The following is a 13,950-nucleotide window of genomic DNA, read 5'->3' on the forward strand; positions in this document are numbered from 1 at the left end:
GCTTATGCTATAATTTCAACTTCCTTGATTTCGTCCTCAAAGAGTTTTGTCCATCGGGTTCCTGACTTAACGGACAACCCATCATATTCTTCATCATAGACATCCTTGTCCTCATAAAGACAGATGCCTTCAAATGTTTGGCCATCAATATCGGTGATTCTGACAACCTTGTTATTAAATTTTCTAAGTTCCATCAGTCTCCCCTTTCGTAGTATGTCGGTATCAAGTGTGCACCAGTTTTGCTATATTTGATTGTCATAGCATTTACTGGCTTACCAGTATAGACATCAATTCCTAACGGCCTATCTTCAAACAAATCAACCTTTTCATTGCTGGTTTGAGCGCCTTTTCTACTTGTTTCTAAAAATCCAGTCATCTTGTACTTATCGTACAGAGCATTGACATCCACATGATCATAAAAATAGCTCTTTCCAGTCAGTGATGTTGATTGAATATGCCTAGCTTGCTTTTCTGGATTGATTTTATCCAGCCAGGTGCCGTTTTTGAATTTTTCTTGGATATAAACTACATCTCTTAAGCGTTCGTATCTTTCACTATCATTATACTTCAACTCCTGAAATTGCGCTAGTGAAATAGGTGCATTTTGTGGCCCCAAAATCTCAACAATCTTCTTGTATTCTCGGATATCTACCTTTCGATTATTATCACGCACATCAATATTCTGCTGCTTGCGTCGTTCAAGGACATCAGCACTTTCTTTAGACCATTTTTTAGACCAAGAGTTTTGCTGCTTCCCATTTTTTGGATGATAATCAATGGTGCATTGACAACGTTGATGCCTTCGGTAAAATCCTAGCGGTTCTTCACCGTACAAATATTTACCAACCAGCGATTGACACCAGTCACAACAATGTCCCGTGGAATGTCGTTCAATGACTGGAGCCAGCCCAACTTTCTTCTGAAATTCAGCATTTTTCTGAATACTATCATCAATAATGCTCTGACTAAAATTGACAATCGGCTCTTTCAAAATCCAAGCAATCTGACTAAACTCAGCTTCACTGGAAATCCGATTGACTAAACCAGTTATCCTGTCTTGATTTAGTTCAGGGACTTGAACTCTAAGCCCTATTTTAGCCTCTTCATTCAAATTTTTCTGAACTTGCTGAGCGTACCCACTTATTAGCTCGAAATTCCGCCCCAGTGTCTCCGTCAGCAACCTTTTAGCGATATTGTAATACATTTTGCCGTCTGGAAGATTAGAGGGACTTACAGAGCTTCTCAGAACCTTAGAAAGAATCTCCCCTAATTCGATAGCATAATCATTCGCATCCAGATAACCAGCTGACTTAGATTCTAATTTTGACAAGAGAGACTTCAGCACTTCGCTATCAAGCCTTGCCTCCTCAAATTCCGTCTGAATTTTCGTCAACAACTCCGGCACGATATCCTTGACCATCATTTACCTCCTTCTCAATCGGAGCAGGAACAGGATTTTCAGCACCCTTGATACCTGTCAAGTCTCGGATAGTTTCACCATCCACATATCCAGGCACAGCCTGATTGAGCTTGATAGCACCATCACCAATCATCGTCAGCATATTAGCATCCGCTTCAAATAACGGCTCCCACTTCACTTTCGTTCTCACAAATTGACTACGAGCGTATTGAAAATCATCTCGCAAACAAGTAGCCACATAAGCCACATTCAGGAAACCTGCTCCCAGAGACCGCTGAGCCTTCCGCCCAGCAAGGCGAAGATTCTCATGACTCGCCTTGATAGCTTCCACAGATGATGGATTATCCGACACAAATCCCAAATCATCCAAAGTCAAGCCCATTTCACCAGCAAAGCCAGCAGCAGCCGTTCTCAGTTGCTCTGTAAAAGGAGACATGCTTGCAGTGCTAAACTGGCCAACGTTTGGCTTTTCCCCATTGTCACTAGCAGAAATCGTCAATAGGCTTGATACTGTCGCTTGCCATTTTTCCAACGGCTCTGCATCAGGATCCAGCCCCAGAATATACTTTTGAGGCCATGAGTAAAACTCTGCCGTAATATCAGCCCGCTCCAAAGTACGCTTAGCATATTTCTGATAATACATCCCAGCTCTCGTGATACGACTACGACCAAACGGTCTGACCGCATCAGGACGATGAATCACAGGAACCAACAGCGGAATATTCGTTGGATTGCTGATTGAGTAAGGACGACCATCCTTCGGAATGAAATGCGTAGCATTTGGCTCAAAGTAAGCCTCTAAAGTCGCTTGACCATAATCATCCCGAGCCAACACCGCATAACCTTCCACAAGCAATCCAGTGATAGGATCAATTACACCAGTAGCATTGCTAGCTTCAATCACCTGCAACCGAACCTCATCATCTTCGCCTTTTGAAATATAGATGAAGCAACACGAACCAATCAACGCAGCTAGAATAGCACTATCAAAAAAAATATCAGGGTTGTTGCGATCAAAGATTTTCGTCACATTAAAGACATCATCTCCAAATTCCCGAAAAACCAGACGATCAGCAAGGCTATCCACACCTTTAGCAGTCCACCCCAAAGTCGCCCTATACTGCGCTCGAACATTCGGAGGAATGGTGATTCCTATTGGCACTTCCTGATACTGCATAGCATAATGTTTGTACCTCAGATTGACCCTTGACCTGCAAGATGCAAGCTTCCTCCTCAAATAATCAATTCCTCTTATTTCCAAATCATTCTCCTTCTTTTTCTAGGTTTTGGCGCGAGAAAAAATGTACAGTGACGGCGTGAAGCCCCGCTGAGCCTTTGGGGAGGGTACTACCCCCCTATCTGCCAAAAGGCAGATTGGCTGTAAAATCATTATTTTAATTTTTTCAAGCATTAAGCAAAAATATCATTATTGATTTTTATTTAATAAATTTAGAATAGCATTCGTTTACATATTTAAATATTCTTTTGAGCGATTAAGCTCTATACTTTGTCCAATCTCTGCTTTGAGGAAGATTGCGATTACCAACAACTTTCAAACTTTCTGCTCTGCTATCTGCATAGAGCTTATCAGACTTCTGTCTGTTACATTGCCAATGAGCCAGCTGTAGATTATTGATATCTGATGGATGACCGTTTCTGTTGATTGGAATGATGTGGTCAATGACTGGGCTCAATGGGTGCGGGTACTTCAGGGACTTGTCTACAGCTAGTCCACAAATCCCACAGGTGTTTCTGGTTTTAAGTATGATGTTCTTATTTTTTTCAAACGCAACACGGTGAGGTCCGTTTCTATCAGGTCGGGGGAGGTTCATCTTGGGGACTTCCTTTTTTATGATTGGGGGGAGGTGTTTAAAGTCCTCTCTGGTTGTTTTGGGGAGGGGGTATTTTCTGTACTCGAACCCCTCCTGTATTTAACATATCTTATATTCTGTTAAATAAAACTAACATTCTCAAAAGTCAAGTGTATCAAGTGCTCACATCTGTTTTATTAAAAACTAATTTACATTTTCTCATTGTGTTAAATAAATAGGTTTTAATAGCTAAAATTCATCATCGAATCATCAAGTTCATCTTGCTTAATACCAATATAATCAAGTGTGATATCTGGTGATGAGTGATTAAACAATTCCATCAAAATCGCTACATTTTGATTTCGTCTGTAATGATGATAGCCAAATGACTTTCGCATTGAGTGGGTCCCAATGTTTTTCAGGCCGATATGTTCAGCTGCTTGCTTTAAAATCTGGTATGCTGCAACCCTTCCAATGTGAGCGATACGCACACCGTCCGTTCTGACTTTCTTTTTGCTTGGAAACAGATAATCGTAATCTTGTAGTTCGTTAGTTTTGATGTAATGATTCAAAGCTTTTCTTAACTCTGGATTGATTGCGAAACGCTTGACTTTTCCTGTCTTCTTCTCAGTGACTTCGATTCTATCACTCATAACATGTTTGACTTGAAGAGGTATGATGTCGCTAATGCGCATTCCAGAATATAGACCGCACATGATTAGAACATAGTTTCGTTCGCTTTTTGATTTCAAAAAATCTTTCATCCGTTCAATATCATCAAGTTCACGAATTGGTTCTACTTTTTTCACAACATCACCTCCAAACTACAATAAAAGGCAGGGTGTGCCTGCCTTCGTCTATTATTCGATAGTACTATTTTAGCACATTGAAATTGCTATTTACTCTTGATTTACTCCGCTTTTACTCCATAATTTCGACTTGCTCGCCATTTCGATAAAGTTCTGCAAATGCTAATAGAGCTTTATCAAGAATTTCGTAATACGAGCTCTCTGAGATTGCAAGCTCGTTGTATATTGTCTCATCTTTCTTTCGATGCCAGACCAGGTACTTCTCATATATGATTCTGCGATAGTAAGGATCATGAAGCTCGCTGACCGCTTGCTCAATCGCATCTAGCTCCAGCTCCGCATCCACTTTTCTAATAGCAAGCTTCTCAACCTGACTGGTCGTATCGCTTCCTGGATTACGAGGCATGAAAGAGTATGTAGTCGTCACCTTTTGACCGTTCTTGTCATTTGCAACACGACGCCAGCGAGGATAGCCTTTTAAAATTTTCTTGGCATTTTCTTTCGTTTTCGCTTCGTTGATTTCTGGAAAAAAAGGCATCTCTCACCTCAATTCTATATATTTTCGTTTTTCAAGGCTTGTCAAAACCTTTGAAGAACGCTGCCAGACCCTCAAAAATAGAAGCAAGTGTTCTAGCCATACTCTTGAATACTTGTTTAACGGCTCTCGCAAGTTCTTCAGGACTTAGCTTAGCCAATTCTTGATTTAACTTTTCTTGCTCACGCAGTAGAGCCTGTTTAGCTTTCTTCTTGATTCTTTTGTTCATCTGGTTTTCTCCAAATTTTCGCGATGGACTCGACAGTGCTGATAACTGTGATAGCAATCATAATAGCGATAAAGCTTGTTAAATATGGATGCTGTGCCATAAATTCATAACCGTTCATTTTGTTCTCCTGTTCAAAATCCAAGTGATATATAAGCAAAGTAGCACAAGCAAAATTGAATCTGGTAGATTACCATTTTCTTTGCCAGCAATATTGATTTCAAGAAATTTCCAAATCCAATCAATCATAATAAAGTGAAACATGAATGTTAGGAATGCTTGAAATTCGCCGTCTATCATTATTCTCATCTTGAAATCTCCTTCTATTGTTCTTCTTGGCAATAGCAGAGCGTTTCATCTTTTCCCATTCATAGTTCATGATGGCCTCTTGCTGACTGATACAGATTAACCTTAGTTTTTCAATTATTTCCTGGTCTTCCTTTTTTCTTTGTAGCAAGCATCTACTTCTTGCTTTAAGGTCCTGATTTCTTCGCGATAACGGTCTTCAGGGTCAATCGTACGATTGTCAAAGGTGATTGTATCAATTTTGTTGTAAAGCATCTCCTGCAAGACCATCTCAACATTATCAATGATGAAATGCTCCTCACTTGAGTATGCATGAGGAGTACGCACCAAATCGTTAACGCATATTGGATAAGGTATTGTATAGCCCAATTCCTTCGCCATTCTAAAAGTATTTTCTACCATTTTTTGATTAGCAACCAAAATTCTGCTGCCAGTAGCATGACTCTCTAAAATAGCCATTGTCGTTTTTCCAAGGCAACGACCGAAGCCTATCAGTTTAGTCATTTAAAAACCTCCTTAAAACGGTAAATCATCATCTGAGATGTCCATCGGATTGTTATTGCCAAAATCTGGTGGCATCTGCTCGTCCATGCTGCTATGATTAGCAGATTTGTTACGACTTTCTAAAAGCTGGAAGCTATCCGCTACGACTTCTGTGACATAGACACGCTGGCCTTGCTGATTGTCTTCGTATGTTTTTTCTTTCATTTTGCTCCTCCTACGCCTCTACTACTGGAAAGTGGATTTTACCAATAACTAGCGACCCTACACTGTAGTAATAGCCACCATTGCCATCATCAGCCTCACATTCTGCCGAAGCTATTGGATTTTGATTGTGGTAAATAGTGACCGTATTCTCACAAGTGGTCCCGTCGCCATTGTCGAATTTTGTGGGTTCTCCGATTTTTACATCAGTAATGACTGCGTCTAGCGTGACATTCTTGAACTCTCCACCTGCTGAGGCACAGCAATCACTTTCAGACATTTCAATAGTGACCTTTGTGCCATCTTCAAGCAGTAGAAAGTCTTTATCCCATTTTACGATACGCTTGTAGAGTAACAATTCTTTAAGTTCTTCTAGTGAGCCATAACGCTCATCTTTTCTGCCCCACATGGAGCACCAATCTGGGATTTCAATAGTTTTGGTCATCTTAATTACCTCTTTTCTTTAAATATTTCAGTCTACAAATGCTCCTTAAATAAACAAACTAGCTAACCATATCAAAAATGCACATACAATGATTTTTGAAATGCTGCTCTTTACAGCATATGAATAATCCTCTTCAGATTCTTTTTTGCTAGACAGCACAGGCCAGATGAAAGATAGTAGTGCATCCATCCCTAATGCTTGCCAGACTGTAATTTTACCAACTGGAACGATCGTTGTGATAATTTCATTCCATCCGTACTGAACAACGAACGGCGATACAACGATTACAAATACCGTTCCTAAAATAATTCCTAATTTTTTCATCTTCCTGTTCCTCTCAAATAATCAGGGATTTCATCCCCTACTTGCAAATTATCGTACTGTTCCTTGGTCACGAGGAATTTGCCGTACGGCCCAGCTGTGACCGTGTAGCGACCGTCGATAACTTCCTTATCCGTTATTCTGCCGTGCATTTCTGCACCAGCATTGTCTGCCCTGTGTATTGTGATCAACTTTCTGGCTTCGAGCTGTTCGACTCGCTCATTGATCCTGTTAATCTTGATGATCGCTGCCATCAAGATTGCTAGCAAAACAACAATGCTGAAAATGTAAATACTGTGTTCTCTCATGTCAAGTCCTCCTCTTTCACAAACACCCCATCAATCATCTTGCCCTTGCGATGTTTGATGGTCTGGTAAGCTAATGCCAGACAATCATCAGCACTTGTCTCATTGTAGAGGGCTAGCGCATGAATTGCGCTGTGCAAAAGCATTAAATCAGGCTTGATGAGCGGTTGCTTGGTTTCCTTGTGAAACACATGCTTGTAAAGCTTCTGGGCAAGATTGCCAAGGCTCGAAACCATGAGTAACAATTCCAGCTCCTGAGCAGTCGCTTCAATCTCTGCGCCATTTCGAATTTGTTGCTCAAGCCCAATCAAGACGACCTGAATATCACCCAAGGCATCATAAATCAGCTCATTCTTACCTTTAGCAATGCCCTCAAACAATTCACCAGCTTCTTCCATGAGTTTTTCAAACTGCTTGACTGGATTTGCTTCATGTAGATTTCTTTCTACAAACCATTGCTCTACTTTTTCTTCTAGTGTTATACTATTCATCTTTTTTCTCCTTTGAAAATTCTTTATATACTTTCTCAAAAATTTCGATCACAAGTTTTTTAGGTATGTTAGACCTCTCATTGTATGATTTCGAGAAATTCTTCCACTCAATATCCTGCTTGATAATTTTATTTTTTAAATTAAGTTCAATGTTGCTCCCAAAAATTGTCCGTTTTTGTAAAGGGTAGTCATAATTATTGTATCTAGCTAGGTTTTTGTATGGAATTTTGAATCCAATAATATCCTCAATGTAGGGCCACAGTCTGTCAGCTGCTGGATTCTCAATAACCCAAAATTGTGGTCTGTATTTTCTTATGATTTCTATTGTGTTAAAAGCTGTTAGCTCCCCATTGATCCTTTTTAAAAATTGCCTGTCGTATTGATAATTTATATAGGCTGACTCGTAATCCTGATTTCCCCTGATTGTGAAGGGTGAAGGTCTTACTTGTGGAGCGAATAAGCAATCAGAAACATCATTGCGTTTCCAACACGCATTCCCATTTTCCATGGCAGAAGCATTTGACCAGGACTCGCATGGTGGACTAGCAATAATTAAGTCAGGTTTTGGCAATTTGTCTAATTCACCAAAGAGCGTATTGTCACCAAATAAACGGCCATAGTCTGCCAAATCCAAATTGATAAAGTGATTGTTCTTGTTTTCTACATCTTTCCCGATCGGATAGATGTCAATGTTCGCCCCCCCTGAACGATTCAATACTTTCGCACCTTTAAAGTACGAACCATTTCCGCTATCGAAAAGAGCCCAAACTACCATCTCTCTGATAATCAATACCTCCTATCCTTCATCCCGCTAGGATAAACGAAACATCTTCCAGTCGCACCCTCAAAGATGCGACTTGACAGAGCACCATTCCCGAAATCATCCGCATACAAGGCCTTGATTTCTTCGCTGGTCAAGTTTGTGTTGATAATCGTATTGCTCCGATTATCCAAAATCTCGTAGAGAACCCGATGCGCCCACTCATTGCTGCGAGCATCAGCCTTGCGACTCTCTTTTCCCAGATCGTCAAGAAATAGAAAGTCAACATCCGTCAGCAGCTTTATCATCTTAGATTCCGAGTAGCCATTGTCAACCTTGAAACTCTCTTTGATCAAGCTAAAGAGCCTCACTACCGACACGAAAAGCACGCTTTTAGGCTCATCATAAGACTTAAACTGCTCATTGAGATAAGCAGCCAAGCCATAAGTCAAATGGCTCTTCCCGACGCCAGACGGGCCAGTGATGATAGCATTGCCTGTCTCACCTTTCGCATAGCTATGTTCCAGACGCTTTACAAAATTCACGGCTTCCTGGTCAATATCGCTCGTGATCTCATAATTTCGCAAAGTCTTATCTCTTAGCTTGTCTGAGATGATGCTGTCTCTCTCGAAAACAGCATAAGTATCAGCTAGCTTGCTTTGTACTTCGGATGTTTCGATTAGCCTTTTTTCAAAAAGGCTAATCGCAGCCTTGGTGCACTCAGGACACTGCTTGATTTCTTCCAGCTTTCCCTTGATCGGCATCTTGGTCAGCCAGAGCTGGCAACCATGCACTTCGCAAGTTTCATCTAAGACCTGCCTAGCTTCAAAATTTTTAAAATCCATCAAAAACCTAACCTTTCGTCGATTATTTCTTTCTTGGTTCGTGGTGCTTGATTTAGATAACCTTCAAACTTTGAACCAAAGAGCGTTTCAGGTCTGAGATATTTTTCATACTTAGTGCCTGACCAATCCTTGACCGTGGTATCAATCACATGTTTGAAATCATCTAACCTGAATCCTTCTGACCATCTAGCCTTAATAAGAGTTTTGTTTTTCTGAATGTTAGGTCTGTAATTTCTATTAGCTTTTTCATTCAGGTAAGAAATGATTTCCTTGTATGGAATATCTTCTTCCTCATTGTCTGAAACTGTAGGATAGGTAGTTAAGCTATCCTCATCTAAGCTACCCTTACTTAACCTAACCTGTGTCTCCGTTTCGGATACATTTTGTATACAATTTCCAATAGGTTTAAGACTGGCTGTTTTTGACTTGTCATACTCTAGCTGAGCCTTTTCTGACTGGTATAAAGTTGATTGAAAGCGGTCAGACTGAATATAGTTGTGAATCCGCCAATGACGAATGACAACCACACCGCTATCAAAAGGAATAAGGAACCCTTTTGCGATAAGTAATTTCATGTCATCATCGCTAGCTCCGATAGTTCTCTGAATCGTTTTCGCCTTGTCAATAAACCCTTCATCATCAGCTCCCATATTCAGATGAAAATAGAGAGCCTGAGACGATAGTGGCATTTCAAGAAAACGGTCAGTTTCAGTGATTTTTCTGCTAAACATTCTGCGTTGTGCCATCTATTCCTCCACACTTGAAAATTTTGTGTATTCCTTGTGAAAATACAATTTCACTGTCCCAAGACCGCCATGTCTATTTTTTTTGATAAGAAGCTCAGTCAGGTTGCTTTCTGGCTGGTCATCAGTCTTATCTTGATAGTATGCGTCACGATATAGAAAAGCGACAATGTCAGCATCCTGCTCAATGCTCCCAGAATCCCTCAAATCAGACATGATGGGTCTTTTATCCTGACGTTGCTCAACGCTACGGCTAAGCTGAGAAAGGGCAATCACTGGGACTTTCAGCTCTTTAGCAATGATCTTCAACTGCTTCGAAATCTCAGACACTTCCTGTTGCCGATTATCAGTCTTTCGTCCTGTGATAAGCTGCAAATAGTCAATCACAATCAGACTCAAACCGCTCGTTTCCTGAGCCAGTCTCCTCGCTCTCGCTCGAATGTCTGAAATCCTGATACCAGCCGAATCATCGATGAAAATCGGTGCTTCAGCAAGTCTACTCTGAGCATAGACCAGCCGTTCCCACTCGTCTGTGGACAAAGAACCCGTCCTGATGTGATGATTTGGTATCGCTCCTTCTGCCGACAACATCCGCTCAACCAGACTTTCAGCACCCATTTCCAGAGAAAAGATAGCGACAGGCTGATTGGCCTTTGTAGCAACATTTTGAGCGATATTGAGAGCAAAAGCCGTCTTACCCATCGCTGGCCGTGCTGCTAGAATGATGAGATTGTCTTCATGCAGACCAGTCGTCAGCTTGTCAAAATCAGAAAAGCCTGACTCTATACCCGTGATTTCGCTAGTATTATTTGACCGTTCTTCAATTTTGCTATGATTTTCCAAGAGGACATCATGGATCGGACGGAAGCTTCCCTTATTGCTCGACTGGCTCACTTCCAAGAGTGATTTCTCAGCCTTAGCAATAATCTCATCAATGTCCATGTCCTCGTCATAAGCATTCCCAATCGAGTCAGACAGATTAGTAATGATTGACCGCAATCTTGATTTCTTGGCCACGATTTTGGCATAATGCTCCGCATTCGAGCTGGTTGGTACAGCATTGATAATCTCAGCTAAATAGCTGACATTCCCTACCAAATCCAGCTCATTGCTAGCCTCCAGCTCTGATTTGACAGTTACAATATCAATGGCTTCACCGCTGTCAAATAGCCCCAGCATAGCCTTAAATAAAATCTTGTGTGCTGGTCTATAGAAGTCGTCTGGTTTCAGAAGCTCTATCACCTCAATCATCTTGTCAGGATTGATAAAGATTGAACCAAGCACTGATTGCTCAGCCTGGATATCATGTGGCAATATTTTCAAATCGTCCATCATCTTCCTCTGTCAACAAACGTTTCTTTTCTCGTCATAGGGTCAATATCCACACGTCTGCCAGTTTTTGGGTCAACAAATCCCTTTTGATAACTACGCTGAGGACTAATCTCACTAGTTGTTAGTTTTCTTTTGAGTGCCTTTTTTAGTCTGATATTCATGAGTATTGACTCAATTAAAGTGACTGAAAAAAGTGTGCCTACTGCGATAATTTGTAAATTGTTCATTTTTTAACCTCTTTTTGTGCTATAATAAAATAAAATGATTTTGCTAAGACCTTGTCCAGAAGCCTTTTAGTAAAGTTATTATATTTGATTTGAGAGCCATTCTTTGATGGCTCTTTTTGACCATTTTTTGCCAGGTAATTCCTTTGGAAATCCCTTTAAGTAACGATAATTATCTGAAAATGTGTCATATTTAATGCCTAGAAAATCACAGGTAGTGCCTACATCCATCAGCTCTGGATAGTGGTCGCTATCTTTTTCTATTTCAACCAATCTTGTGATTGTGTCCTTGATAATGGATTTAATCCAGTCAGATAGTGAAACTAGAACATTGTCCATCTTCTTCCCCCTTCCTAAACTTCGTCAAATGAGTTCAATTTCATGATTTTCATCTTAGTATTGGTGCTTGGTTCCCAAGTCATCCAGTAGGCCAATGCAGCTTCTGCAAACTTCTTCGGTAGCAAGTCATAGCGACTGATATTAAAATGATCCTTAAAATCAATCTCAGCTTGTCTAAAGACTGATTGAGCAAAGATTTTGTCCGCATAGGCTGGACTATCAATACCGCCCAAACAAGCCACCACACGAGCCTTGCGNTTTTTCAGTAGCGATTGAGCATAGCTTGGATGAATTGGTTGTTCGCTCTTCAAATAGTCGATATCTTCCAGCATAGTAGCTTGTTGCTCACGCAATTTCTTCTGGCCAGTAAACAGAGCAATAAAGGCATCCTCATCCAAGTCCTCACGGATAAACCCACCCTGCTTACGAATAGCTGGTAAGACCTCTGATGTAACCCAGCGCTTGAACTCCTTAGCTTGAGGCATTTTGCTGGATAAGATAAGAGAGTAGAGACCAGATTCGTTAATGATGATAGTGTTTTGTGTTCGACCTAGATTGTCGGTGAGTCCGTATTTCACGGAGTCATCTTCATCAACGTGCCGAGAAATTGCGTCCAAAGGTTTAGCATATCCCAAGATATCCGCTACATCCTTCCCGACAAACCAAGGCTCGTCATCAATTGTTAAAGTACGGACTTCCTGTCCGTGAAAATTAAAAATCTCGTTCATATATTTTTCCTCACTTTCTAAATTTTTGCCCAAGGATTTTCAATTCCTAGAACTTCTGACACTTTTTCTTTAACAGTGTCGCTACCTTTCCCGTATCGCAACAATTCAGAAATCACCGAACTTGCAACAGGAACTTGCTTAGCTAACTCAGTTTGAGTCATATCCAACTCAATCAAACGAGTTTTGATTTTAGCCTTTATTTTTTTTAGTTCTTTACTCATTATTTTCCCTTTCTAAATTTGATATAATTAAAATAAAAATTTGAGGTTATATATGCTTAGCGATATTATTAATATTATTTCCATCATTGCTTCTACATCAGTCAGTATTATTTCGATTTACTATTCACACAAAGCTGTCAAAATAGCCAGTGAAGCAAATAAACTCACAGCAGAGGTAACTGAAGAAGCAAACCGTCCTGTTATTGTCGCTTACTTAGATACTATCGAAATCAATGACTTCCATAAATATCTAGTTATTAAAAACTTTGGGAATACTTCTGCAACTATCCTAGATTTGAAATTTTCAAAAGATATTGACACACTAGGTTTTAATATGTCTTCCCTAGTCGGTTATACCATAGCTCCCTCACAAAAGTTTATGCACATACTGGATAATAGCTTTAAAGAAACCATTGTTGTTAACATTATTTATCAGAATTCAGCAGGCAAAACCTATGATGAAGTATGCCTAGTGAAAACTGATGCAACATCAAAACTATTATGGGTAGGTAGCTCTGATACTGATAAAACTAGAAAGCTCCTAAAAAATTCTGCTGAGGCTATTATAAAGAGCCTCAAATAACTACTCTGGCAACTGTGAATAGTTCTCAATTGTCTCAATAGTATCAGTAAGGACCGCCTTGGCCAGTCCGCTGTTTAGATCATGACTACGAAGAACTTTCAAAAGTTCTTTTTTGATTTTTGCCGCGTCCTCTTCAGTTAGATATTCTTTCTCCATCTCCATCTCCCTCTCCTTTCTTTTAAAAAATTATCTAAAAAGTTAGCGAATTTCTTGACAAGAATAAATAAATTTATTAAAATCAAAACATAGAGAAAAGACCTACTAAAAGTAAGGTTGAACCTATAAAAACGGACGCCAATCAGTTTCATTAGGCTTTATTTTTTAGTTGTCTTATTCGCTAACTCTTTAGCTTACAAATCATATTGTAGTAAATTTATTAAAAAATGTCAATCATTTTGTAGTAAATTTATTAAATATTTTTTGTCATGCCTTAGAAAGGTCATTAAATAAATGTTTTTTACATTTGAGAAAATCAAAGAATTGGCTGACAAGCAAGGTATTTCACTAAATAAATTAGAAGAAAATTTAGGTTTTAGTAGGAATACGATATACAACATGAAAAAATCTACACCAAATATTGAGCGTGTGTCTAAAATTGCTGACTACTTTAATGTGTCTACTGACTATCTACTCGGTCGAACAGATAACCCAATTATCGCTGGAGAGAAAGCCAGTAAGATAGAAATAGATCTCAAAAAGGACGCAGCAGAAAGCTTCTTTTACGATGGACACGAACTCAACGATGAGGATATAGACCTCATTTCCTCTATACTAGAAGCACGTATGAGAAATAGAAAGTAA

General features: G+C 39.8%; 25 protein-coding genes and 1 pseudogene. 2 read left to right on the top strand and 24 right to left on the bottom strand.

Features of this window, described 5'->3' with window-relative positions:
* Positions 1-2 precede the first annotated feature (2 nt).
* The 23 genes and pseudogenes from D8793_RS07290 to D8793_RS07395 form a co-directional block, all read right to left on the bottom strand.
* Positions 3-194: a hypothetical protein gene (locus tag D8793_RS07290; protein ID WP_125371339.1), complete on the bottom strand. Its 192-nt coding sequence runs from the start codon at positions 192-194 to the stop codon at positions 3-5.
* Positions 194-1,420, bottom strand: coding sequence for a polymorphic toxin type 50 domain-containing protein (locus D8793_RS07295; protein WP_125371393.1), 1,227 nt, complete (start codon positions 1,418-1,420; stop codon positions 194-196). Before D8793_RS07295 ends, D8793_RS07290 begins: the two co-directional genes overlap by 1 nt.
* A complete protein-coding gene (locus tag D8793_RS07300) occupies positions 1,368-2,681 on the bottom strand; it encodes a hypothetical protein (protein ID WP_125371340.1) in 1,314 nt (437 codons plus the stop codon). The genes D8793_RS07295 and D8793_RS07300 overlap by 53 nt, the downstream gene beginning before the upstream one ends.
* Positions 2,682-2,913: 232 nt before the next feature.
* Complete coding sequence (locus D8793_RS07305) at positions 2,914-3,252, bottom strand: HNH endonuclease (RefSeq protein ID WP_125371341.1); 339 nt, start codon at positions 3,250-3,252, stop codon at positions 2,914-2,916.
* Between the two features lie 221 nt (positions 3,253-3,473).
* Complete coding sequence (locus tag D8793_RS07310) at positions 3,474-4,040, bottom strand: site-specific integrase (RefSeq protein WP_125371342.1); 567 nt, start codon at positions 4,038-4,040, stop codon at positions 3,474-3,476.
* Between the two features lie 112 nt (positions 4,041-4,152).
* Positions 4,153-4,578: an ArpU family phage packaging/lysis transcriptional regulator gene (locus D8793_RS07315; protein WP_125371343.1), complete on the bottom strand. Its 426-nt coding sequence runs from the start codon at positions 4,576-4,578 to the stop codon at positions 4,153-4,155.
* Positions 4,579-4,609: 31 nt separating this feature from the next.
* Complete coding sequence (locus tag D8793_RS07320; protein ID WP_125371344.1) at positions 4,610-4,804, bottom strand: hypothetical protein; 195 nt, start codon at positions 4,802-4,804, stop codon at positions 4,610-4,612.
* Complete coding sequence (locus D8793_RS11905) at positions 4,776-4,922, bottom strand: hypothetical protein (protein WP_185761034.1); 147 nt, start codon at positions 4,920-4,922, stop codon at positions 4,776-4,778. Before D8793_RS11905 ends, D8793_RS07320 begins: the two co-directional genes overlap by 29 nt.
* Before the next feature lie 120 nt (positions 4,923-5,042).
* Positions 5,043-5,180, bottom strand: a complete 138-nt coding sequence (locus D8793_RS11910; RefSeq protein ID WP_185761192.1) for a hypothetical protein — start codon at positions 5,178-5,180, stop codon at positions 5,043-5,045.
* A 44-nt stretch (positions 5,181-5,224) separates the two neighbouring features.
* Positions 5,225-5,611: a hypothetical protein gene (locus D8793_RS07330; RefSeq protein WP_125371346.1), complete on the bottom strand. Its 387-nt coding sequence runs from the start codon at positions 5,609-5,611 to the stop codon at positions 5,225-5,227.
* 12 nt (positions 5,612-5,623) lie between these two features.
* Positions 5,624-5,794 (bottom strand): annotated as a pseudogene (locus D8793_RS07335) (single-stranded DNA-binding protein); the annotation flags it as partial.
* Positions 5,795-5,825: 31 nt separating this feature from the next.
* The gene (locus D8793_RS07340; protein WP_125371348.1) at positions 5,826-6,257 is read right to left on the bottom strand and encodes a DUF7448 domain-containing protein; all 432 of its coding nucleotides are present in this window, start codon (positions 6,255-6,257) and stop codon (positions 5,826-5,828) included.
* Between the two features lie 45 nt (positions 6,258-6,302).
* Positions 6,303-6,581: a hypothetical protein gene (locus tag D8793_RS07345; protein ID WP_125371349.1), complete on the bottom strand. Its 279-nt coding sequence runs from the start codon at positions 6,579-6,581 to the stop codon at positions 6,303-6,305.
* A complete protein-coding gene (locus D8793_RS07350; protein WP_125371350.1) occupies positions 6,578-6,886 on the bottom strand; it encodes a DUF1372 family protein in 309 nt (102 codons plus the stop codon). Before D8793_RS07350 ends, D8793_RS07345 begins: the two co-directional genes overlap by 4 nt.
* Positions 6,883-7,374, bottom strand: coding sequence for a MazG-like family protein (locus tag D8793_RS07355; protein ID WP_125371351.1), 492 nt, complete (start codon positions 7,372-7,374; stop codon positions 6,883-6,885). The genes D8793_RS07350 and D8793_RS07355 overlap by 4 nt, the downstream gene beginning before the upstream one ends.
* Entirely contained in the window at positions 7,367-8,149 is a 783-nt protein-coding gene (locus D8793_RS07360) for a DNA methyltransferase (RefSeq protein ID WP_185761037.1), read from the bottom strand. The genes D8793_RS07355 and D8793_RS07360 overlap by 8 nt, the downstream gene beginning before the upstream one ends.
* Before the next feature lie 11 nt (positions 8,150-8,160).
* The gene (locus D8793_RS07365; protein WP_125371353.1) at positions 8,161-8,982 is read right to left on the bottom strand and encodes an ATP-binding protein; all 822 of its coding nucleotides are present in this window, start codon (positions 8,980-8,982) and stop codon (positions 8,161-8,163) included.
* Positions 8,979-9,725, bottom strand: coding sequence for a conserved phage C-terminal domain-containing protein (locus tag D8793_RS07370; RefSeq protein WP_125371354.1), 747 nt, complete (start codon positions 9,723-9,725; stop codon positions 8,979-8,981). Before D8793_RS07370 ends, D8793_RS07365 begins: the two co-directional genes overlap by 4 nt.
* Positions 9,726-11,054: a replicative DNA helicase gene (gene dnaB, locus D8793_RS07375; protein WP_125371355.1), complete on the bottom strand. Its 1,329-nt coding sequence runs from the start codon at positions 11,052-11,054 to the stop codon at positions 9,726-9,728.
* The gene (locus D8793_RS07380; RefSeq protein WP_125371356.1) at positions 11,054-11,281 is read right to left on the bottom strand and encodes a hypothetical protein; all 228 of its coding nucleotides are present in this window, start codon (positions 11,279-11,281) and stop codon (positions 11,054-11,056) included. The genes dnaB and D8793_RS07380 overlap by 1 nt, the downstream gene beginning before the upstream one ends.
* A 78-nt stretch (positions 11,282-11,359) precedes the next feature.
* Positions 11,360-11,617 (bottom strand): DNA-binding protein, encoded by a 258-nt coding sequence (locus D8793_RS07385; protein WP_125371357.1) that lies wholly within the window; start codon positions 11,615-11,617, stop codon positions 11,360-11,362.
* A gap of 14 nt (positions 11,618-11,631) precedes the next feature.
* Entirely contained in the window at positions 11,632-12,345 is a 714-nt protein-coding gene (locus D8793_RS07390) for an ORF6C domain-containing protein (protein ID WP_125386883.1), read from the bottom strand.
* 17 nt (positions 12,346-12,362) lie between these two features.
* On the bottom strand, positions 12,363-12,566 hold the full coding sequence (locus D8793_RS07395) for an XRE family transcriptional regulator (RefSeq protein ID WP_125371359.1): 204 nt from the start codon (positions 12,564-12,566) through the stop codon (positions 12,363-12,365).
* A 52-nt stretch (positions 12,567-12,618) separates the two neighbouring features.
* Here D8793_RS07395 and D8793_RS07400 point away from each other — a divergent pair, with 52 nt between their 5' ends.
* Positions 12,619-13,149, top strand: coding sequence for a DUF8453 domain-containing protein (locus D8793_RS07400; RefSeq protein ID WP_125371360.1), 531 nt, complete (start codon positions 12,619-12,621; stop codon positions 13,147-13,149).
* On the opposite strand, the gene D8793_RS11915 is transcribed toward D8793_RS07400, so the two are convergent.
* A complete protein-coding gene (locus D8793_RS11915; protein ID WP_185761035.1) occupies positions 13,150-13,311 on the bottom strand; it encodes a hypothetical protein in 162 nt (53 codons plus the stop codon).
* Positions 13,312-13,599: 288 nt separating this feature from the next.
* Here D8793_RS11915 and D8793_RS07405 point away from each other — a divergent pair, with 288 nt between their 5' ends.
* Complete coding sequence (locus D8793_RS07405) at positions 13,600-13,950, top strand: helix-turn-helix domain-containing protein (protein WP_125371361.1); 351 nt, start codon at positions 13,600-13,602, stop codon at positions 13,948-13,950.

The sequence above is a fragment of the Streptococcus cristatus genome (assembly GCF_003943465.1).
GTDB lineage: Bacteria > Bacillota > Bacilli > Lactobacillales > Streptococcaceae > Streptococcus > Streptococcus cristatus_C.